Genomic DNA, 22,029 nt, shown 5'->3' with positions numbered 1-22,029 from the left:
TTTCGTGCGTCAATCCGGTGCCGCGCCGCGCTTAGCGGCCCACCGTGTGAACCGACAAGAGGAAGCTAATGAGCGAGATTACGGCTGCAATGGTGAAGGAACTGCGCGAGAAGACCGGCGCAGGCATGATGGACTGCAAGAAGGCTCTTGCTGAAACCAATGGCGACATGGAAGCGGCGATCGACTGGCTGCGCGCCAAGGGTATCGCTAAGGCCGATAAGAAGTCCGGCCGCACCGCCGCAGAAGGCCTCATCGGTGTTTCGAGCGCAGGCACGAAGGCCGTCGTCGTCGAAGTCAACTCCGAAACCGACTTCGTCGCTCGCAACGACGCCTTCCAGGATCTCGTGCGCGGCGTCGCCAAGGTCGCCGTTGCCACTGACGGCACGGTCGATGCCATCGCTGCCGCGACCTATCCGGCATCCGGCAAGTCCGTTTCCGACACGATCAAGGATGCGGTTGCAACGATCGGCGAAAACATGAACCTGCGCCGCTCGGCCGCGCTCTCCGTCGAAGACGGCGTCGTCGCCACCTATATCCACAATGCCGTTTCCGACGGCCTCGGCAAGCTCGGCGTTCTCGTCGCCCTGAAGTCGACCGGCGACAAGGAAGCCCTGAACGCTATCGGCCGCCAGGTTGCCATGCACATCGCCGCGACCGCGCCGCTGGCGATCCGTCCGGAGGAAGTCGACGCCGCCGTCGCCGAGCGTGAGCGCAACGTCTTCATCGAGCAGTCGCGCGCTTCCGGCAAACCGGACAACATCATCGAGAAGATGGTCGAAGGCCGCATGCGCAAGTTCTTCGAGGAAGTTGCTCTTCTCTCGCAGTCTTTCGTCATCAACCCCGACCTGACCGTCGCAGCCGCCGTCAAGGAAGCTGAAAAGGCCGTCGGCGCACCGATCGAAGTCGCCGGCATGGCCCGTCTTCTCCTCGGCGAAGGCGTCGAAAAGGAAGAGACCGATTTCGCAGCCGAAGTCGCGGCTGCCGTCAAGGGTTGATCTTCCAGCCATAATTGGGAAAACGCCAGGGCATCGCGTGACAACGCGGTGCCCTTCGTGTATCGGGCATTCACGGCAATTTACGAGGAGCCAAGATGTCTTTAGAGCCTGTCTATAAACGCGTTCTGCTCAAGGCTTCCGGCGAAGCGCTCATGGGTAGCCAGGGTTTCGGGATCGATGTCGCGGTGGCGGACCGCATCGCATCTGACATAGCCGAGGCAAGGCATATGGGCGTGGAAGTCGGCGTCGTCGTCGGTGGCGGCAATATTTTCCGCGGGGTTGCGGTGGCGTCCAAGGGCGGCGACCGGGTCACCGGCGACCATATGGGCATGCTCGGCACCATCATCAATGCGCTGGCGCTCGCGACGTCGCTGCGCAAGCTGAACATCGATACGGTGGTGCTTTCGGCAATCTCCATGCCGGAGATCTGCGAGAGCTTTTCCCAGCGCGCGACCCTCTATCATCTGTCGATGGGACGCGTGGTGATTTTTGCCGGCGGCACCGGCAACCCGTTCTTCACCACCGATTCCGCCGCGGCACTCCGCGCCGCCGAAATGGGCGCACAAGCGATCTTCAAGGGCACGCAGGTGGACGGCATCTACACCGCCGATCCGAAGAAATATCCCGACGCCACCCGCTTCGACCGCCTGACGCACCAGGAAGTGCTGGACAAGGGGCTCGCGGTGATGGACGTTGCCGCCGTGGCGCTCGCCAGGGAGAATTCCATTCCGATCATCGTCTTCTCGATCCACGAGAAAGGCGGTTTTGCTGAAATCTTGACGGGCGGTGGTCTCAAGACCATCGTCTCCGACAACTGATAAAAGCGGCGTCGCCTTTGGCGCAGTCTCGCTAGAGCATGATGGTTTGGGTCCGGTTGGCCTGAAATCCGATTCATGGTCTACATTTGATAGTTAGAGAGCATGATGTCGTCCGAAAGCCGCGGACACCTTTCGGCATCATGATCTGGACGGGAGCATCGACATGAGTGAAGGTATCGACATCAAGGAACTGAAGCGCCGCATGGATGGCGCGGTTTCCGCATTCAAGAGCGACATCGCATCGCTGCGCACCGGCCGCGCTTCGGCCAACATCCTCGATCCGGTGACGATCGAGGCCTATGGTTCGCGTGTGCCGCTGAACCAGGTCGCAAACATCACCGTGCCCGAGCCGCGCATGCTCACGGTTTCAGTATGGGACAAGTCGATGGTCAGCGCCGTCGAGCGCGGCATCCGCGAATCCAATCTCGGCCTCAACCCGATCGTTGACGGCCAAAGCCTGCGTATCCCGCTGCCCGAGCTCAACGAGGAGCGCCGCAAGTCGCTGGTCAAAGTGGCTCACGATTACGCCGAAAAGAGCAAGGTGGCGATTCGCCATGTCCGCCGCGATGGCATGGACGGCCTTAAAAAGGCCGAGAAGGACGGCGCAATCGGTCAGGACGAGAGCAGGGCGCAGTCCGAACGTGTACAGAAGATGACGGACGAGACGATTTCCGAGATCGACCGCTTGCTTGGCGAGAAGGAAAAGGAAATCATGCAGGTCTAAGGGATCTGTGCCTTTGCCTGGAAAGACCGGACGGGAAATGTCGGAATCTGTATTTGTAACTGTGCCAGAGCATGTTGCCATCATCATGGACGGCAATGGCCGTTGGGCCAAGCAGCGCGGCCTGCCGCGCACGATGGGCCATCGCAAGGGTGTCGAAGCGGTGCGCGAGACGGTGCGCGCCGCCGGCGCCGCCGGCATAAAATATCTGACCCTCTTCGCCTTCTCCTCGGAGAACTGGCGCCGGCCGGAGGCCGAGGTTTCGGATCTGCTCGGTCTGCTCAAGGCCTTCATCCGCCGCGACCTCGCCGAACTTCATCGCCAGAACGTGAGGGTCAAGGTGATCGGCGACCGTCACAGCCTGCGCAGCGATATCCTCGGCCTGCTTCTCGAGGCGGAGGAGACGACCAAGGACAACACATCGCTGACTTTGGTCATCGCCTTCAATTACGGCTCGCGTGACGAAATCTCCCGCGCCGTGGTGAGCCTGGCAAAAGACGTCGAAGCCGGCCGCCTGAGGGCGCAGGACATCACCCCGGCGCTTATCGATGCCCGTCTCGACACTGCTGGTATCCCCGATCCGGATCTCATCATTCGCACCAGCGGCGAGGAGCGGCTTTCCAATTTCCTGCTCTGGCAGGCCGCCTATTCGGAATTCGTCTTCCTTCCGGAATATTGGCCGGACTTCAGCCCCGAGATCTTTCGTTCGGCGCTCGAGAAATTCGCTTCCCGCGACCGGCGTTTCGGCGGCGTGTCGTCGCAAGCAGCTGCGGTCGGCACCTGATGCAGCGGGAACTGAAACTCCGCATCGTTTCAGGACTGATTCTCGCGGTCGTCGTTCTTGCCGCCACCTGGTACGGCGGTCCTGCCTTCCGCATCCTGGCAGCCGTGATCGGCCTGCTGATCTATTATGAGTGGACGAAAATAACTGGCATCGCGCGTGACTGGGTCGCCAATGCCGTCGGTTGGATCGGCGAGGCGGCAATCGCCTTCCTCGTGCTCGTCGGCAATTTCGAATTCGCCACCGGCATGCTGGTCGGCGTCACCGCCGTCGGTATTGCCCTCATCATCCTGCACGGCACGAGCCGCTGGTTTCCGGCAGGCCTGTTTTATGCCGGCGCCACCGGCGTGGCGCTTGCCGCGATCAGAAGCGACGATCAGCCGGGGCTCTACGCCATGCTCTTCGTCTTCGCTGTGGTATGGGCCACCGATATCCTTGCCTATTTCGTCGGCAGGACGCTTCGCGGACCGAAGCTTGCCCCCTCGATCTCGCCTGGAAAGACATGGTCGGGCGCAATCGGCGGCGCCGTTTCGGCAGTCGCGGCCGGCGTCCTTCTCGTCCATTTTCTTGTTCCCGGCGCTGAAATCATCGCTGCCGGCGTGGCCCTCGTTCTGTCGGTCTGCAGTCAATCGGGCGACCTTTTCGAGTCCTTCATCAAGCGAAAATTCGGCGTCAAGGATTCCAGCCGTCTCATTCCAGGCCACGGCGGCGTCATGGACCGGGTCGACGGGCTGATTTTTGCCTGCTTTTCGGCGTTCTTGCTTGCTGGGCTATTTTCCCTGATAAAGGGGAATGGGATGACGTCGCTTGGTGCGGCGTTGTTCGGCCTGTGATGAAGCGGCAGCCTGACGGAAGGAACTCATGGAAGCGGTGACCGGCATATTCGGATTTTTGACGGGTTATATCGTCCCTTTCATCCTCGTGCTCTCGCTGCTCGTCTTCGTGCATGAGATGGGCCACTATCTCGTCGGGCGCTGGAGCGGCATCCGCATCCTTGCTTTTTCGGTCGGCTTCGGTCCCGAGATATTCGGCTTTACCGACCGGCACGGAACACGCTGGAAGATTTCAGTGATTCCTCTCGGCGGTTATGTCCGGTTCTTCGGCGATGAGGATGCCTCGAGCAAGCCCGATACCGACAAGCTCGCCGCCATGTCCGAGGAGGATAGAGCGCGTTCTTTTGCCGGCGCAAAGCTGTGGAAACGTGCCGCAACCGTCGCGGCCGGCCCGATCGCCAACTTTCTGCTGGCGATCGCCATTTTCACCGTTCTTTTCGCGGTCTATGGCCGCACGGTCGCCGATCCTGTCGTGGCCGAGGTCAAGCCGGATAGCGCGGCCGCCGCAGCGGGCATCCTCCCCGGCGATCTGCTGGTTGCCATTGACGGCGGCAAGGTCGAGACCTTCGACGACGTGCGCCGCTACGTCAGCATCCGCCCGAGCCAGAAGATCGTCGTGACGATCGATCGCGGCGGCCAGACACTCGATCTGCCGATGGTGCCGCAACGGACCGATATGACCGATCAGTTCGGCAACAAGATCGAAGTGGGTCTGATCGGCATCGTCACCAATCAGGAGGTCGGCCACTTCCGCCTGCAGACCTACACGCCGCTTCAGGCGCTGCGCGAGGGCGTGATCCAGACCCGGGATATCGTCACCGGCACCTTCAAATATATCGGCAATCTGCTGACCGGATCGATGCGGGCCGACCAACTGGGCGGGCCGATCCGCGTCGCACAAGCTTCGGGCCAGATGGCCACGCTTGGTATTGGTGCGGTGTTGCAGCTTGCTGCCGTACTTTCGGTTTCGATAGGATTGCTTAACCTGATGCCGGTTCCGGTACTTGATGGCGGCCACCTGATGTTCTATGCGGTGGAAGCGGTGAGGGGGAAACCCCTGGGCTCCGGTGCTCAGGAAATTGCATTTCGCATCGGCTTGGCGATGGTACTGACATTGATGGTTTTTGCGACCTGGAACGACATTAGCGCGCTGATAGGATAAACGCGCAAGGCGAGGGAATTACTATTTATTTACGATGTTTCAAGGCTGTAGTGGCGAATGGGTCACGCTTGGAAATGAAGTAAACAGAAATTAACGACCTCCCTTGCTTGTATGTCAAAAGCGGGTAAAACGACACACGTGACCGGAATCGGGGTTTCCCGGGGACGGGGACGAGGGAAAAAAGGTAATAGGTGAAATGAAGGCTGGTTCAAAGTTTTTGAACGCAGTATCGGCGGTTGCGCTGTCTGCTGGTGTTGTTGCTTCGGGCGCAGGTGCTGTGACGTTCGTTTCTGCTACGGCCGCCGAGGCCGCGGTTATCCAGCGCATCGATGTGCGCGGTGCAAGCCGCGTCGGCGCGGAAGCCGTCCGCTCGAACCTCACCATCGCTCCCGGCAAGAGTTTCTCGAACACCGATATCGATGACTCGGTCAAGCAGCTCTACGGCACCGGCTACTTCTCGGACGTCAAGATCTCGGTTTCCGGAAGCACGCTGGTCGTCAACGTCCAGGAAGCCCAGCTCGTCAATCAGGTCGTCTTCAACGGCAACCGCAAGATCAAGGACGATAAGCTCGCGACGATCGTCCAGACGCATGCTGCCGGCCCCTACAGCGACACCCAGATCCAGTCCGACATCCAGTCGATCAAGGATGCCTACGCCGCTACCGGCCGCAGCGAAGTCGAAGTGACGACGCAGGTGGTGCCGCTCGGCGAGGGCCGCGTCAACCTTGCCTTCGTCATCAACGAGGGTGACCGCACCAAGATCGATGCGATCAATTTCGTCGGCAACAATGCCTACAGCGCCGGCCGCCTGGCTGCCGTCATTCAGACCAAGCGTTCGAACTTCCTGTCGTTCCTGACCCGCAAGGACGTCTACAACGAAGACAAGCTCCACGCCGACGAGGAAGCGCTGCGCCAGTTCTATTACAACCGCGGCTACGCCGATATGCGCATCGTTTCTTCCGATGCCACCTTCGACGAAGCGACCAACAAATACACCCTGACCTTCAACATCGAAGAAGGCCAGCGCTACGATTTCGGAGCGGTGACCGTCCAGTCGACCGTCGAAGGCGTCGGCTCCGACCAGCTGCTGCCGCTCGTGCGCACGAAGGAAGGCCAGCTCTACAGCGCCAAGGAAGTGCAGAAGTCGATCGAGGCCATCTCCGATCAGGTGGCCTCTGCCGGTTATCCCTTCGCGCGCGTCACGCCGCGCGGTAACCGCGACCTGAACAACAACACGATCGGCGTCGAATACCTGGTCGACCAGGGCGAGCGCGCCTATGTCGAGCGCATCGAAATCCGCGGCAACAGCCGCACCCGCGATTACGTCATCCGCCGCGAATTCGACATGAGCGAAGGCGACGCCTTCAATCAGCAGATGATCACCAAGGCCAAGCGCCGCCTCGAGGCGCTCGGTTACTTCTCCTCCGTCAACATCTCCACGCAGCCTGGCAGCTCGCCGGATCGCGTCGTGGTCGTCGTCGACGTGCAGGATCAGTCGACCGGTTCGTTCGGCGTCGGTGCAGGTTATGCCGCCGGTGGCGATGGTCTCCTGCTCGAAGCATCGATCGAGGAAAAGAACTTCCTCGGCCGTGGTCAGTACATCCGCATCTCGGCCGGTGGCGGCCAGGAAGGCTCGCGCGCCTACGGCGTCAGCTTCACCGAACCCTATTTCCTCGGCTACCGCCTGGCGGCCGGCTTCGACGTCAACCATAGCGAAACGTCGAGCAATGATGACTACGACTACGAGGAAACCAGCGTCGTCCTGCGCGTAACCGCGCCGATCACCGAGGATCTGGCGACGACCTTCCGCTATAACTACAAGCAGATGAAGTACGACGGCGATACAGCCGACCTTTCGGCCACGTACGCCAATCTGGTTGACGAGAGCCCGTGGACGCGTTCTTCCGTCTCGCAGACGCTGACCTACAACACGCTTGACGACACCGTCCTGCCGCGTGAAGGCATTTACGCGACGGCGACCCAGGAAATTGCCGGCCTCGGCGGCGACTCGCAGTTCTACAAGATCTATGGCAAGGCGCGTTATTATCACCTGCTCGCAGACGATGCCGATATCATCGGCTCGCTCTCCGCTTCGGCGGGCTATGTCGTCGGCTTCGGCGATAATCTGAACGTCTTCGACCAGTTCACCCTGACCAATGCCGATATTCGCGGCTTTGAAAACAAGGGCATCGGTCCGCGGATCACCGGCACCCACGATGACCCGCTCGGCGGCACGACCTATTTCACGGCGTCCGCGGAAGCGACCTTCCCGATGCCGGGCTTCCCGCGTGACTTCAACCTGCGCGGTGCAGTCTTCGCCGATGCCGGTACGCTGTTCGGCAATGACGTAGATCTTCTTGGTGCCGACCAGGCTGAAGGCACCAGCGCTTCGCTGCGCGCTTCCGTCGGTGTCGGCGTCGTCTGGCAGTCTCCCTTCGGCGCATTGCGTCTGGATTACGCAATCCCGGTCCTCAAGGAAGACTTCGACAAGACGCAGAACTTCAAGTTTGGCATCAACAACCAATTCTGATATCGGCAGTCCGGAACTGTAAGACTCAATTCCGTTCTGGAGCATTGCCGATGGAGCAAAACGTTTTTTTTCTGCCCCATGAAGGTCTGAGGCTCGCTGAGCTTGCAGAGTTTCTTGGGGCGGAACTTGCCAATTCCGATCATGCAGACGTCATCGTCAGGTCCGTGGCCCCGATCAGCAGGGCGCGGGCGGGCGATGTTTGCTATATTCTGTCGCGCCGCAGCCGCGAGGAATTTGCGACATGCGAGGCCTCGGCGGTGATCTGCGACAAGGCGCTCGTAGATCTCGTCCCTCCGCATCTTCCTGTCATTCTGTCATCCAATCCGCATGCGGCCTTCGCGATGGCCGGCGGTCTGTTCTATCCCGCGGCATTGCGTCCGGTCGTCATTCCGGGTGAAAGTGAGATCGCGCCGAGCGCGGTAATCGATCCAAGCGCCAAGCTTGAAAAGGGTGTGATCGTCGAGCCTTTGGCCGTGATCGGCGCGCATGCCGAAATCGGCGAAGGAACGCGCATCGGCGCCAACAGCGTCATCGGCCCGAACGTCAAGATCGGCCGGGATTGTTCGATCGCGGCCGGCGCGAGCGTTCTCTGTGCGCTGATCGGCAACGGCGTCATCATCCACAATGGTGTCCGCATCGGCCAGGATGGTTTCGGTTATGCGCCGGGCCCGCGCGGCATGATCAAGATCGTCCAGATCGGCCGGGTGATCATCCAGGACAATGTCGAGATCGGCGCCAATACCACCATCGACCGCGGCGCCATGGACGACACGGTGATCGGCGAGGGCACCAAGATCGACAATCAGGTGCAGATCGGCCACAACGTCCAGATGGGGCGCCATTGCGCCATCGTCGCGCAGGTCGGCATCGCCGGTAGCACCAAGATCGGCAACGGCGTGCAGATCGGCGGCCAGGCCGGCATCAAGGGGCATGTGACCATCGGGGACGGCGTGCAGATCGCTGCCAAAAGCGGTATCATGACTGACCTTGCCGCCGGCGGACAATATGGCGGTGTGCCGGCACGTCCGCTAAAAGACTATCTGAGAGAGGCTGCGCAACAGGTGTCGAAGTCCAAGTTGCGCGGAAGGAACCCTGGAGGCAAGCAAGATGACTGAGGAAGCCACGACGACGCTTTCTTCGGCTGATATCACCGAGATCATGAAGCTGCTGCCGCATCGTTACCCGTTTCTCATGGTCGACAAGATCATCGAGATCGACGGCGACAACACGGCGATCGGCATCAAGAACGTCACGGTGAACGAACCGCATTTCACCGGCCATTTTCCGGAAGCGCCGATCATGCCTGGGGTTCTGCTGATCGAGGGCATGGCTCAGACGGCAGGCGCGATCTGCGCCAAGAAGGAAGGTCAGCCTGGCAACCTCGTCTACTTCATGACCATCGAAAATGCGCGCTTCCGCAAGCCCGTCGTGCCCGGCGACCGTGTCGAGTTCCACGTCAAGAAGCACAAGCAGCGCGGCAATATCTGGAAATTCCATTGCGACGCCAAGGTCGACGGCGCGCTCGTTGCCGAAGCCGATATCGGCGCGATGATCGTTCGTAAGGATCAGGCATGAGCAATATCGCCGAAAGCGCCCGTATTCATCCGATGGCCGTCGTCGAAGACGGGGCTGTCATCGGTGAGGGCGTCAAAATCGGTCCTTTCTGCCATGTCGGGCCGCATGTCGTCCTGCATGCGAATGTCGAGCTTCTGACGCATGCGGTCGTCACCGGCCGGACCGTGATCGGCAAGGGTACGCGCATCTTCCCGATGGCCGTCGTCGGCGGCGATCCGCAGAGCGTGCATCATGGCGGCGAGGAGACGACGCTGACGGTCGGCGCCAATTGCACGATCCGTGAAGGCGTGACGATGAACACCGGCACCGCGGATTTTGGCGGCAAGACGACCGTTGGCGACAACAATCTTTTCCTCGCCAATTCCCACGTTGCGCACGACTGCCATGTCGGCAACAACGTGATCATGTCGAACAACGTCATGCTCGCCGGCCATGTGGTCATCGAGGATCGCGTCATCCTGGGCGGCGGCTCGGCGGTTCACCAGTTCACCCGTGTCGGCCGGCAAGCCTTCGTCGGCGGCCTTTCGGCGGTGAGCTACGATGTCATCCCCTATGGTATGCTGAACGGCAATCCCGGCCTGCTGAGCGGTCTCAATGTCGTCGGCATGACGCGGGCCGGCATCGACCGCGCCGTCATCCACAGGGTGCGCCGCGCCTATAAGGCGATCTTCGAAGGAACTGCCTCCGTCCGTGAAAATGCCGCCGCTATCCGCGAGGAATATGCCGATTGCGAGCAGGTGATGCAGATCCTCGATTTCATCGCTGCCGATAGCGATCGCGCCCTGTCCTCGCCGACCCGAGGGCAGAAGGGCTAGCCCGTGGCTTTATCAGGCGACACCGCGGCGGGCCGGCTGGCGATCATCGCCGGCGGCGGCCTTCTGCCTTCCTATGTCGCCGAGGCCGCGCGAGCGGCTGGCGAAAATCCCGTTATCGTCGCGCTGAAGGACGAGAGCGACCGGCGCTGGGAAGGCTATGACCACGCGGTCGTCGGCATCGGCGATTTCGCCGCCCTCGACAGCCTCTTCAACCGCTACGGTGTCAGCCGCGTCGTCATGTCGGGCAGCGTGCGCCGCCGGCCGGAGTGGCGTGAGGTGCGGCCGACCCTGCGCATCCTGATGAAGGTTCCGGCCGCCATCCGTACATTGCTGTCTGGCGGTGATGATACGGTTCTGCAGATGGTGATCCGGCTGATCGAGGGAAACGGCCGGCGCGTCGTCGGCGCCCATGAGATCGCTCCTGATCTTCTTGCCTCCATCGGTCCTCTCGGCGCGGTGGCGCCCGGTGAGGAAGATCGCCGCGATATCGCCCGCGCTGCCGAAGCCGCCGAAACGCTCGGCCGGCTCGATATCGGGCAGGGCGCCGTCAGCATCGGCGGGCGCGTCGTTGCCCTGGAGGGGCTTGAGGGCACGGACGAGATGCTGGAACGTGTCGCGGGTCTCAGAGCCGCCGGGCGCATCTCGCCGCGCCGCCGCGGCGGGCTCGTCAAGCTTTGCAAGCCGCAGCAGGATATTCGCGCCGATCTGCCGGCGATCGGCGTTTCGACGGTCTTGAATGCTGGCAAAGCCGGTCTTGCAGGCATCGCCGTCGAGGCCGGGCGGTCGCTGGTGCTCGATCGCGCCGCCGTCATCAAGGCTGCCGATGAGGCCGGGCTTTTCGTCTGCGGTATCGATCGCGGCCTGCCGGCATGGGGGCTCGAATGAGTGGCGTGCCGCTGAAGATCGCCGTCATCGCCGGCGAGGTCTCGGGTGATCTGCTCGGCGCCGATCTCATCGCCGCGCTCAAGCGCATTCATGCCGGACCGGTGGAGCTCGTCGGCGTCGGCGGCGAGGGGCTGCAGGCCGAAGGCTTGAAATCCCTGTTTGATTTTTCCGAGCTGTCGATCATGGGCATCACCCAGGTGCTGAGCCGGCTGCCGAGGCTGTTCACCCTGATCCGCAGGACGACGGCCGGTATCATCGAGGCTAGGCCGGATATCCTGCTCATTATCGACAGCCCGGATTTCACCCATCGCGTGGCCAAGCGCGTGCGTACCGCGCTGCCCGATCTGCCTGTCGTCAACTATGTCTGTCCAAGCGTCTGGGCCTGGAAGGAATATCGCGCGACGCGCATGCTCGGCTATGTCGATCACGTGCTCGCCGTCCTGCCCTTCGAGCCGGCAGTGATGCGTGCGCTCGGCGGACCGGCAACGACCTATGTCGGGCATCGCCTGACTGCCGAGCCTGCATTGCTGGAGACCCGTCGCCTGCGCGCCGGCAGGCAGCCCGGCAACGGCCCGATCCTTCTTCTTCCCGGCTCGCGTTCCTCCGAGATCAAGAAGCTGCTGCCTTACTTCGAGGCCGCAACGAACGAGCTTGTCGCCCGCAACGGCTCGAAGCGCTTCATTCTGCCCACCGTGCCGCACAGGCAAGCGCTCGTTCGCGAAATGACGGCGGGATGGGCGGTGCAGCCGGAGATCGTCGTCGGCGCGGAAGCGAAATGGAAGGCCTTCGCTGAAGCCGATGCGGCCATGGCGGCGTCCGGAACTGTCATACTCGAACTGGCGCTTGCCAATGTTCCCGTCGTTTCCGCCTATAAGGTCGATTGGATCATGCGCATGCTGACATCGAGTATCAAGACCTGGACCGGCGCCCTGCCGAACCTGATTGCCGATTATGCGGTCGTACCGGAATATCTGAACGATGTCGTTCGCGGCGCAAGCCTCGCACGCTGGATGGAAAGGCTGTCGGCCGACACCTATCAGCTCAAGGCGATGAAGGAAGGCTACGAGCTCATGTGGCAGCGGATGCAGACGGAAAGACCGCCGGGAGAGCACGCGGCGCAGATATTGCTCGACGTTCTCGCCAATAAAAAACCCGGCCATCTCTGACCGGGTTTTCTTTTGTCTTGGTCAGCCTTCAGCGCTTCGAAACCGGGATGTAATCGCGCTTCGGTTCGCCGACATAGAGCTGGCGCGGGCGGCCGATGCGCTGCTCCGGATCCTCGATCATTTCGTTCCACTGCGCGATCCAGCCGACGGTGCGGGCGAGCGCGAAGAGCACGGTGAACATGGTCGTGGGGAAGCCCAGCGCCTTCAGCGTGATGCCGGAGTAGAAGTCGATATTCGGATAGAGCTTCTTCTCGATGAAGTATTCGTCGGTGAGCGCGATGCGCTCCAGCTCCATCGCCACTTCGAGCAGCGGATCGTCCTTGATGCCGAGCTCGCCGAGCACTTCATGCGTCGTCTTCTGCATGATCTTGGCGCGCGGATCGTAGTTCTTATAGACGCGGTGACCGAAGCCCATCAGGCGGAACGGATCGTTCTTGTCTTTGGCGCGGGCAATATATTCAGGAATGTGGTCGACCGTGCCGATCTCCGTCAGCATGTTGAGCGCCGCTTCGTTGGCGCCGCCGTGGGCGGGGCCCCAGAGGCAGGCGATGCCAGCTGCAATGCAGGCGAACGGGTTGGCGCCCGACGAGCCGGCGAGGCGGACGGTCGAGGTCGAAGCGTTCTGCTCGTGATCGGCATGCAGGATGAAGATGCGGTCCATGGCGCGGGAAAGCACCGGATTGACCACATATTCCTCGCAAGGAACGGCAAAGCACATGCGCAGGAAGTTCGACGCATAGTCGAGGTCGTTCTTCGGGTAAACGAAGGGCTGGCCGATATGGTACTTGTAGGCCATGGCGGCCAGCGTCGGCATCTTGGCGATCATGCGCAGGCTGGCGACCATGCGCTGGTGCGGATCGGTGATGTCGGTCGAGTCGTGATAGAAGGCCGACAGCGCGCCGACGCAGCCGCACATGACGGCCATCGGATGCGCATCGCGGCGGAAGCCGGTGAAGAAGCGGCTCATCTGCTCATGCACCATCGTGTGGTGCGTGACGCGATAATCGAAATCCTTCTTCTGAGCGGCGGTCGGCAGTTCGCCGTAAAGCAGGAGATAGCAGACTTCCAGGAAGTCGCCGTGTTCTGCAAGCTGCTCGATCGGATAGCCGCGATGCAGCAGAACGCCCTCATCGCCATCGATGTAGGTGATTTTCGATTCACAGGATGCGGTCGAGGTGAAACCCGGATCGTACGTGAAGGAGGCAGTGTTCTTGTAGAGAGCACCGATATCGATGACGCTCGGGCCGATCGTGCCGCTTTTGACGGCGAGGTCGACTGATTTGTCACCGATTTTTATTGTAGCGCTTTGATCCGTCATACTGATCCTCCGAAATGTCGGTGGCGCCACAAAAGCGCCATAGGGGTTAAGCGTCCTCACCGATAGCTATATGATCGCGAAGCTAATGCCAAGTTACCGTGACGCCATTTTGTGCATTGCGGCATCACCTTTTAGGCACTGCAGCGATGAACTGCGTGCATAGCGGAAGCCGATGATTCGACTGGTCTTTTGGTGCTCGCGATTTTCCCTCATATTTCAATCGATTATCCTTGCGGGATTTGAGAGGACGCTGCATTCTGGCTGCCTTGGCGGGTGATTTTGGGCGACGCATGCAGGGGTTGAAGACAGTCGAATTGCGGCCGGAAGCAGGCGCTCGGCCTGCCGATTCCGCAGGTCTTTCGGCGCTCGTGGTGACGCGGCCGGCAAGAACGCAGGCGGCGGCGCCGTTGCGTCACCGGCTGCCGGCCGCAGCCGCGCGAGCGCTGCGTGCCGGCCTTCGCATGCTGGGCGAGGAGGCTGATCATGGCCGCCTGCTGCTGTTCTCGCCGGTCTTTCTCGGCGCAGGAGCCGCTTTCTGGTTTCTCGCGGCATCGGATTTTCCAGTCGTTGCATTGCTGCTCTGCCTGTTGGCGCTGGCGGTCGCGATCCTCGTGATCGGTAGCAGCAGGGTGGTTTTGCGGGCAATGCTGCTGGCGCTTGCTTTCGTGGTCTGCGGCATGCTGTCAGCGCAGCTGGAGACCTGGCGAGCCTCGACGGTGATCCTCGATTCCGCCGTGACGACGACGGTGACAGGCCGCGTCGAGCGGCGCGAGGGCGACGACCGCGGGCGATGGCGCTACATTCTCGCCGTCACCGCCACCGAGGCGCCGACGCTGAAGCGGCCGCCGGAGCGTGTAACCGCAATCGCCCGCAGCACCGGCGCACCCTTCGAGATCGGCGACATCATTACCGGCAGGGCGCGGCTGACGCCGCCGTCAGGTCCGGCGCTTCCCGAACTCAACGATTTCTCCTTCGGCGCCTATTTTGACGGCATCGGCGCGAACGGTTTCTTCTACGGCGCGCCTGAGAAGGTCGACTTGCAGGCAGGCCCGCAGGCCGCGGCATCAGTGCCCGAGGCGCTGCTCGAATGGCTCTACCGGCTGCGCAGCGGCATCGGCGATCGCATAAGATCGGTGCTGCCCGGCGACACCGGCGCTTTTGCGGCCGCCCTCGTGACGGACGAACGGCGCGCCATTTCGAACGAGACGACGGAGGCGCTGCGCCAGTCTGGCCTTGCCCATATCATCGCCATATCGGGTCTCAATATGGCCTTGTCCGCTGGCATCTTCTTCGTCGGCTTTCGAATGCTGCTCAGCCTCTTTCCCGTCGTCGCCCAGGCCTATCCGACGAAGAAGATCGCCGCCGCCGGCGCGCTCCTTGCCGTCACGGCCTACTTCCTGATCTCCGGTTTCGCCGTCTCGGCCGAGCGCGCTTTCATCATGATGGCCGTGATGCTGATTGCCGTCTTCTTCGACCGGCCGTCGATCAGCCTGCGCAATGTCGCGCTGTCCGCGCTTGTCATTATCGCCATTTCGCCCTCCGAGGTGTTGGGCCCGAGCTTCCAGATGTCCTTTGCTGCGACATTGGCATTGGTTTCCGGGTATCAGATGTGGAAGGACCGGCGCGTCCGGGAAAACGCCTTTCTGAAATTGCCGATCATCAGGCCCATCGTTCCGGTGGCGGGGTTCTTCATCGGCGTCTTCCTGACCTCGCTGATCGGCGGCTTTTCGACCGCGCTGTTTTCGATCGAGCATTTTCATCGCCTGACCGCTTACGGCCTGCCGGCAAATCTCGCGACGATGCCGATCATCTCCTTCATCGTCATGCCGGCCGGGCTGCTGGCGATGCTGCTCATGCCTTTCGGCCTGGATGCCGTGCCCTGGAAGGTGGTTGGATTCGGCCTCGATCTGGTGATCGCGGTCGCAAAGACGGTTTCCGGCTGGGGCGGCGACATCGGGGTCGGACGGTTGCCCGGCTGGTACTTTGCAGTGGCTGTCGCCGGCTTCCTGCTCGTGACCCTGCTACGCACCCGGTTGCGGCATATCGGTGCTGCCGTCATTGCCGGCTCGACGCTTGTTTTGCTGCTTCTGCCGGCTCCTCGCGCCCCGGATCTGGTGATTTCGGAGGATGGCGCTCTGGTCGCGGTCGTGGAGGCGACCGCTATGGCTTCCAATCGCCCGAAGCCTTCGGATTTCATCTTCGATCAGTGGCAGCGAGCATTGGTCCTGCCCACGCATCATCCTCCGAAGATGCTGGAAGGCCCGGCGATTCCGGAAGGAGAAGATCGGCGCCTCAAGCTTTCCGCAGATCAGCAGGAGGAGGTGAGGACCGCGATGCAGGCCGCCGCAACGGGCGGCGAAACAAACCGCTTTTCCTGCGTCAAAAAGGCCTGGTGCATATCGCGGCTTGCCAGTGGAAAGGTCCTGACCGTCATCGACAATGCCGCCTATCTCGGTCCGGCCTGCGATGTGGGCAACATCGTCGTGACGTCGGTGCGGCTGCGCTTCGACCGTTGCCGCTCAGGCGCAATGCTTTTCACCGGAGAGACGCTCCGCAAGAGCGGTTCCGTCGAATTGCGCTTTACGGATGACGGTCCGCAAACCGTCACCGCATTCGGCCTGCTGTCGAGGCCATGGACGCGCCATCGCGCCTATGACTGGCGCACCGGCAATTTCGCCGAATCCGGCGTAATCGATGTCAGTGATAGCGGCGGATGAGACCGACGAGCTTGCCCTGAACCTTGACGCGATCAGGCCCGAAGATACGGGTCTCGTAAGCCGGGTTGGCCGCTTCCAGGGCGATCGATGCGCCCTTGCGGCGGAAACGCTTCAGCGTCGCTTCCTCGTCGTCGACGAGCGCGACGACAATGTCGCCGGGATTGGCGGTGCTGCCGTTGCGAATGATCACGGTGTCGCCGTCGAAGATGCCGGCATCGATCATCGAATCGCCTTTGACCTCGAGCGCATAATGCTCGCCATTGCCGAGCATATCGGCTGGAACGACGATGTCGTGGGTGTTGTTCTGGATCGCCGAGATCGGAACGCCGGCGGCGATGCGGCCCATGACCGGCACCGAAACCGAGTTGCCGTTATCGGCAACGGGCTTTGCTGGAGCGGGCGCGGCCACAGGCTGGGGCTTGCCGAGGCTGCCTTCGATGACGCTCGGCGAAAAGCCGCGCCGGGGCTGGATGCTGGGGCTGTAGGCTTCCGGAAGCTTGATGACCTCAAGGGCGCGAGCGCGATTCGGTAGGCGGCGAATGAAGCCGCGCTCCTCGAGCGCCGTGATCAGCCGGTGAATGCCGGACTTGGAAGCCAGATCCAGGGCATCCTTCATCTCGTCGAAAGACGGCGGAACGCCGGATTCCTTCATGCGCTCATGAATGAAAAGGAGAAGCTCCTGTTGTTTGCGCGTGAGCATCGACGTCAGACCCCGTGATTGAAACAAATCCAGAACAGACACTATATGTTCCATATGTGTTCCGCAAGTAGCTAAATTTCCGTAAAACTTGGCTCCAACTCGTTGAGATTTTTATTTTCATTCGCCGGATCGCCGGGCAGGCCTTGAATTGAGATGAGCACTGGCGCACATCTCTAGCTGTTTCGGGAGGGGATATCATGAACAGGCATTCCGCCAACCCGCATCCGCTGGATCACTTGGTGCTGCCCGTCGTCAATATCGATCTGGCGCGAGAGAGGCTCGGCAAGCTCGGCTTCACCGTCGCCGCCGATGCGCGCCATCCCTTCGGGACGGAGAATGCCTGCGTCTTCTTTGCCGACAAGACCTATCTGGAGCCGCTCGGGGTAGCGAGCGTCGAGGAGAGCGAGGCATCGGCGCGGAAGGGCAATGTGTTTATCGCCCGCAACCAAGCTTTCCGCTTCCGCTGCGGCGATGAGGGGCTTTCGGCGGTGGCTTTCGGCACTGCGGATGCTGGCCGAGATCATCATAACTTCGTTGGCAAGGCATCGAGCGCCGGTGAAATGCTGCAGTTCAGCCGGCCGATGACGATGCCGGATGGATCTGAAAGCATCGCCGGCTTCAAGCTCGCCTTTGCCGCTGACCTGCGCGCACCTGACTTCTTCCTCTTCAGTGTCGAGCGTATCAGTCCGCTCCCGGCAGATCGCGGCGCGCTGGAGGCGCATGCAAATGGCGTCACAGGCATTGCCGAGGTGGCGCTTAGCGCGCCGGACGCTGCGGCATTCGGAACTTTCGTCGGCCTTGCCGCGGGACAATCGGCGATCGAGAAAACCGGCTTCGGCGTGAAGATCGCGGCGTCGAATGCAAAGATCAACCTGATGACGCCGGAAGGGCTGGAAGCTTATTTTGAGATCGCCGTTTCGCACGCCGAACGCGGCCTGCGCGGGCGGGCCGTCCTCTTCAATGTCGCCGATCTTGCCGTGACAGAAGCGCATTTGGCTGCTAACGGGGTGACCTACACGCGCAAGAACAATCGCATTCTGGTGAAGCCCGCGCCCGGGCAGGGCACGCTCTTCGCCTTCGAGGAACCACGATGAGCTCCAATACGAATTCCGAAGTCAAGATCGGCGAAGGCAACGGTCAGGTCACCTTTTCCAATACCGGCCGCCTGTCGCTGATCGCCGGCCCCTGCCAGATGGAAAGCCGCGATCACGCCTTCATGGTGGCCGAGACGCTGAAGGAGCTTTGCGGCAAGCTCGGCATCGGCCTGATTTACAAGAGCTCCTTTGACAAGGCGAACCGCACGTCGCTTTCGGCCGAACGCGGCATCGGGCTGGAAAAGGGCATGGAGGTTTTTGCCGATCTCAAGAAGGAATTCGGGTTTCCCGTTCTGACCGATGTTCACACCGCCGAGCAGTGCACGGAAGTGGCAAAGACCGTCGATGTCCTGCAGATCCCGGCCTTCCTCTGCCGCCAGACCGACCTTCTGATTGCCGCCGCCAAGACCGGCCGCGTCGTCAACGTCAAGAAGGGCCAGTTTCTCGCTCCCTGGGATATGAAGAACGTCCTGAAGAAGCTCAATGCCAGCGGCAATCCGAACGTGCTGCTGTGCGAGCGCGGTGCCTCCTTCGGCTACAACACGCTGGTCTCCGACATGCGCTCGCTGCCGATCATGGCGGCGATGGGCGCGCCGGTCGTCTTCGATGCCACCCATTCGGTGGCACAGCCGGGCGGGCAGGGCGATTCCTCCGGCGGTCAGCGGGAATTCGTCGAAACGCTGGCGCGCGCGGCCGTCGCCACCGGAATTGCGGGCGTCTTCCTCGAAACTCACCAGGACCCCGACAATGCGCCTTCCGACGGCCCCAACATGGTCTATCTCAAGGACATGCCGCGGCTCCTCGAAAAGCTGCTGGCCTTTGATGCGATCGCCAAGGCGTGATGTTCAACAGGCTGACATGATCGTGTTATAGGCCACATCGGAGCGCTGGTCCGGAGGCGTGAAACTGCAGCATTGTAATTTGCACGCCTTCGATTATGACAGGCTTCGAACGACTTATCACCCACCGAGCAGGAAGAACCCATGACTGCAATCACCGATATTATCGCCCGCGAGATTCTCGATAGCCGTGGCAACCCCACCGTCGAAGTCGATGTCTATCTCGAAGACGGCAGCATGGGCCGCGCGGCCGTTCCCTCGGGTGCCTCGACGGGCGCGCATGAGGCGGTCGAGCTGCGTGACGGCGGTAAGCGCTATCTCGGCAAGGGCGTTGAAAAGGCTGTCGAGGCTGCCAACACCGAGATCTTCGACGCGATCGGCGGTATCGACGCCGAAAACCAGATCCAGATCGACAACATCATGATCGAGCTCGACGGCACGCCGAACAAGTCGCGCCTCGGCGCCAATGCCATCCTCGGCGTGTCGCTCGCCGTCGCCAAGGCTGCCGCCCAGGCTTCCGGCCTGCCGCTCTACCGTTATGTCGGCGGTGCTTCCGCAAGCCTGCTGCCGGTGCCGATGATGAACATCATCAACGGCGGCGCGCATGCCGACAATCCGATCGACTTCCAGGAATTCATGATCATGCCGGTCGGTGCGGATTCCATCCGCGAAGCCGTCCGCATGGGCTCGGAAGTCTTCCATACGCTGCGCAAGGAACTTGCCGCACAGGGCCATAACACCAATGTCGGCGATGAAGGCGGTTTCGCACCAGGCTTGAAGAGCGCGCCCGAGGCTCTCGACTTCATCATGAAGTCGATCGAGAAAGCCGGCTACAAGCCCGGCGACGACATGTATATCGGCCTCGATTGCGCCTCGACGGAATTCTTCAAGGACGGCAAGTATGTTCTCGAAGGCGAAGGCCGCACGCTCGAGCCGGGCGCCATGGCCGAATATCTGGCCGAACTCGCCGGCAAGTATCCGATCATTTCGATCGAAGACGGCATGGCCGAAGACGACTGGGACGGCTGGAAGGCGCTGACCGACCTGATCGGCAAGAAGACCCAGCTGGTCGGCGACGATCTCTTCGTCACCAACTCTGCCCGTCTTCGTGACGGCATCCGCATGGGCGTCGCCAATTCGATCCTCGTCAAGGTCAACCAGATCGGTTCGCTGACGGAAACGCTGGATGCCGTCAACACGGCGCACAAGGCAGCCTACACCGCCGTCATGTCGCACCGCTCCGGCGAAACGGAAGATTCGACCATCGCCGATCTCGCGGTCGCCACCAACTGCGGCCAGATCAAGACCGGCTCGCTGTCGCGCTCCGACCGCCTTGCCAAGTACAATCAGCTGATCCGCATCGAAGAAGGCCTCGGCCCCCAGGCCCAATATGCCGGCCGTTCGATCATCCGCGGCTGATCGGATCTGATTTTCAATCGCTTGAGCCCTGCGCCTTGTGAGAGGCGCGGGGTTTTTTATTGCCCGTTTTTTAGAGTCAACGAACGGTTAATCTCTGCGCGTTAGATTGAACGAATTGGTAATGCGTTCAAGAGCATGCGTGTATGTGGACAAAGCATCATAAGAAGAGAAGAATCGGTCGCTTCGTCATTCCGGCCATGACGGTCGCCTTCCTCTCCTACTTCGGTTATCATTGCATCCATGGCGATTACGGCCTGCGCGCGACGGAGACGTTCGAGCGCCAGCGGATTGAGCGCGAAAAAGAGCTTGCGGTCTTGAAGGCGAAGCGCGAACATCTGGAAAGTCAGGTCGCGCTCCTGAGTGACGGCTCGCTCGACAAGGATATGCTGGACGAAAAGGCGCGTTACCAGCTCAATATGTCGCGCGCGGACGAGATCGTCATATTCAACCACTATTCCAATTAACTGGAATTCAGTTAATTGCGATTCATGTAATCTTTTCAACAATTTATCTCAGAATATGAGCCATGCAATTATGGCATTGCTGTGGTCATATTTCTTCCCTATGGTACGCGCCATCGAGAACCGATAAACCCATAGGGAGGGTTGAATGGCGCCGCGAAAGACCGCGACCGTTTCCAGCCGCAAAACTGCAGCAAAATCCACAGTCAAAGCATCGAATGGCGGCCCGGTAGCCGACTTCGATCGTGATGAAGAGCTCAAGGCCTATCGCGAGATGCTGCTGATCCGCCGCTTCGAGGAGAAGGCCGGCCAGCTTTACGGCATGGGCTTCATCGGCGGCTTTTGCCATCTTTATATTGGTCAGGAAGCTGTCGTCGTCGGCATGCAGATGGCGCAGAAGGAAGGCGACCAGGTCATCACCGCCTATCGCGACCACGGCCACATGCTGGCGACCGGCATGGAAGCGCGCGGCGTCATGGCCGAGCTGACCGGCCGTCGCAGCGGCTATTCCCGCGGCAAGGGCGGCTCGATGCACATGTTCTCGAAAGAGAAGCATTTCTACGGCGGCCACGGCATCGTCGGCGCCCAGGTTTCGCTCGGAACAGGCCTTGCCTTCGCGAACCGCTACCGTAACAACGGCAATGTCGCCGTCGCCTATTTCGGCGATGGTGCGGCCAACCAGGGCCAGGTTTACGAGAGCTTCAACATGGCGGCTCTGTGGAAGCTGCCGATCGTCTATATCGTCGAGAACAACCGTTACGCCATGGGCACCTCGACGGCGCGCGCCACGGCGCAGTCGAACTATTCGCTTCGCGGCTCCGGCTTCGGCATCCCCGGCATTCAGGTCGACGGCATGGACGTTCGCGCCGTCAAGGCCGCCGCCGATGAGGCGTTCGAACACTGCCGCTCCGGCAAGGGTCCGATCATCCTCGAAATGCTGACCTATCGTTATCGCGGCCACTCCATGTCGGACCCGGCGAAGTATCGTACCAAGGAAGAAGTGCAGAAGATGCGCTCCGAGCAGGACCCGATCGAGCAGGTGAAGGCACGCCTCATCGAGAAGGGCTGGGCTTCCGAAGACGATCTGAAGGCGATCGACAAGGATGTCCGCGACATCGTCGCCGACAGCGCCGACTTCGCCCAGGCCGATCCGGAGCCGGATGCATCCGAGCTCTACACCGACATTCTGCTCTAATCGGG

General features: G+C 61.2%; 20 protein-coding genes. 18 read left to right on the top strand and 2 right to left on the bottom strand.

The annotated features are described in order from the left end of the window. The first annotated feature begins 68 nt into the window (after positions 1–68). From tsf to lpxB, 12 genes are all read left to right on the top strand, one after another. Positions 69–995, top strand: a complete 927-nt coding sequence (gene tsf / locus ATY76_RS07495) for a translation elongation factor Ts (RefSeq protein ID WP_088674144.1) — start codon at positions 69–71, stop codon at positions 993–995. A gap of 95 nt (positions 996–1,090) precedes the next feature. Then, positions 1,091–1,813 (top strand): UMP kinase, encoded by a 723-nt coding sequence (gene pyrH, locus ATY76_RS07490; RefSeq protein WP_088674143.1) that lies wholly within the window; start codon positions 1,091–1,093, stop codon positions 1,811–1,813. A 163-nt stretch (positions 1,814–1,976) separates the two neighbouring features. Continuing rightward, complete coding sequence (frr, locus tag ATY76_RS07485; RefSeq protein ID WP_039619546.1) at positions 1,977–2,537, top strand: ribosome recycling factor; 561 nt, start codon at positions 1,977–1,979, stop codon at positions 2,535–2,537. Between the two features lie 37 nt (positions 2,538–2,574). Then, positions 2,575–3,318 (top strand): isoprenyl transferase, encoded by a 744-nt coding sequence (locus tag ATY76_RS07480; protein ID WP_088674142.1) that lies wholly within the window; start codon positions 2,575–2,577, stop codon positions 3,316–3,318. After that, positions 3,318–4,148 (top strand): phosphatidate cytidylyltransferase, encoded by an 831-nt coding sequence (locus ATY76_RS07475; protein ID WP_088674141.1) that lies wholly within the window; start codon positions 3,318–3,320, stop codon positions 4,146–4,148. The genes ATY76_RS07480 and ATY76_RS07475 overlap by 1 nt, the downstream gene beginning before the upstream one ends. Positions 4,149–4,176: 28 nt before the next feature. Then, entirely contained in the window at positions 4,177–5,310 is a 1,134-nt protein-coding gene (gene rseP / locus ATY76_RS07470) for an RIP metalloprotease RseP (protein ID WP_088674140.1), read from the top strand. Between the two features lie 196 nt (positions 5,311–5,506). Continuing rightward, complete coding sequence (bamA, locus tag ATY76_RS07465) at positions 5,507–7,840, top strand: outer membrane protein assembly factor BamA (protein WP_088674139.1); 2,334 nt, start codon at positions 5,507–5,509, stop codon at positions 7,838–7,840. Positions 7,841–7,890: 50 nt separating this feature from the next. Further along, positions 7,891–8,955, top strand: coding sequence for a UDP-3-O-(3-hydroxymyristoyl)glucosamine N-acyltransferase (gene lpxD, locus ATY76_RS07460; RefSeq protein WP_088674138.1), 1,065 nt, complete (start codon positions 7,891–7,893; stop codon positions 8,953–8,955). Continuing rightward, positions 8,948–9,415 (top strand): 3-hydroxyacyl-ACP dehydratase FabZ, encoded by a 468-nt coding sequence (gene fabZ, locus ATY76_RS07455; protein WP_088674137.1) that lies wholly within the window; start codon positions 8,948–8,950, stop codon positions 9,413–9,415. The genes lpxD and fabZ overlap by 8 nt, the downstream gene beginning before the upstream one ends. Beyond that, on the top strand, positions 9,412–10,230 hold the full coding sequence (gene lpxA / locus ATY76_RS07450) for an acyl-ACP--UDP-N-acetylglucosamine O-acyltransferase (protein ID WP_088674136.1): 819 nt from the start codon (positions 9,412–9,414) through the stop codon (positions 10,228–10,230). Before fabZ ends, lpxA begins: the two co-directional genes overlap by 4 nt. A gap of 3 nt (positions 10,231–10,233) precedes the next feature. After that, positions 10,234–11,115, top strand: coding sequence for an LpxI family protein (locus ATY76_RS07445; protein WP_088674135.1), 882 nt, complete (start codon positions 10,234–10,236; stop codon positions 11,113–11,115). Further along, positions 11,112–12,281 carry a lipid-A-disaccharide synthase gene (gene lpxB, locus ATY76_RS07440; protein WP_088674134.1) on the top strand — a complete coding sequence of 390 codons (1,170 nt, stop codon included), beginning with the start codon at positions 11,112–11,114 and terminating at the stop codon, positions 12,279–12,281. Before ATY76_RS07445 ends, lpxB begins: the two co-directional genes overlap by 4 nt. Positions 12,282–12,309: 28 nt before the next feature. Here lpxB and gltA read toward each other — a convergent pair whose 3' ends face one another. Next, complete coding sequence (gene gltA / locus ATY76_RS07435) at positions 12,310–13,599, bottom strand: citrate synthase (protein ID WP_038688692.1); 1,290 nt, start codon at positions 13,597–13,599, stop codon at positions 12,310–12,312. 290 nt (positions 13,600–13,889) lie between these two features. Between gltA and ATY76_RS07430 the strand changes: the two genes are divergently transcribed. After that, the gene (locus ATY76_RS07430; protein WP_088674133.1) at positions 13,890–16,316 is read left to right on the top strand and encodes a ComEC/Rec2 family competence protein; all 2,427 of its coding nucleotides are present in this window, start codon (positions 13,890–13,892) and stop codon (positions 16,314–16,316) included. On the opposite strand, the gene lexA is transcribed toward ATY76_RS07430, so the two are convergent. Further along, complete coding sequence (gene lexA, locus ATY76_RS07425) at positions 16,297–17,016, bottom strand: transcriptional repressor LexA (RefSeq protein ID WP_088674192.1); 720 nt, start codon at positions 17,014–17,016, stop codon at positions 16,297–16,299. The two genes, ATY76_RS07430 and lexA, sit on opposite strands and share 20 nt — an antisense overlap. Positions 17,017–17,213: 197 nt before the next feature. On the opposite strand from lexA, the gene ATY76_RS07420 reads away from it, so the two are divergent. The 5 genes from ATY76_RS07420 to pdhA all read left to right on the top strand — a co-directional run bounded on the left by ATY76_RS07420 (position 17,214) and on the right by pdhA (position 22,024). After that, positions 17,214–18,110, top strand: coding sequence for a VOC family protein (locus ATY76_RS07420; RefSeq protein WP_088674132.1), 897 nt, complete (start codon positions 17,214–17,216; stop codon positions 18,108–18,110). Beyond that, entirely contained in the window at positions 18,107–18,952 is an 846-nt protein-coding gene (kdsA, locus tag ATY76_RS07415) for a 3-deoxy-8-phosphooctulonate synthase (protein WP_088674131.1), read from the top strand. The genes ATY76_RS07420 and kdsA overlap by 4 nt, the downstream gene beginning before the upstream one ends. A 141-nt stretch (positions 18,953–19,093) precedes the next feature. Continuing rightward, positions 19,094–20,368: a phosphopyruvate hydratase gene (eno, locus tag ATY76_RS07410; RefSeq protein WP_088674130.1), complete on the top strand. Its 1,275-nt coding sequence runs from the start codon at positions 19,094–19,096 to the stop codon at positions 20,366–20,368. A gap of 143 nt (positions 20,369–20,511) precedes the next feature. Then, positions 20,512–20,832 (top strand): septum formation initiator family protein, encoded by a 321-nt coding sequence (locus ATY76_RS07405; protein WP_088674129.1) that lies wholly within the window; start codon positions 20,512–20,514, stop codon positions 20,830–20,832. A 145-nt stretch (positions 20,833–20,977) separates the two neighbouring features. Then, positions 20,978–22,024 carry a pyruvate dehydrogenase (acetyl-transferring) E1 component subunit alpha gene (pdhA, locus tag ATY76_RS07400; protein ID WP_088674128.1) on the top strand — a complete coding sequence of 349 codons (1,047 nt, stop codon included), beginning with the start codon at positions 20,978–20,980 and terminating at the stop codon, positions 22,022–22,024. Positions 22,025–22,029: the final 5 nt, after the last annotated feature.

It is taken from the genome of Rhizobium sp. R339 (assembly GCF_002211395.1).
Classification (GTDB): Bacteria; Pseudomonadota; Alphaproteobacteria; order Rhizobiales; family Rhizobiaceae; genus Rhizobium.
This window is presented reverse-complemented; position numbering and strand designations above follow the sequence as displayed.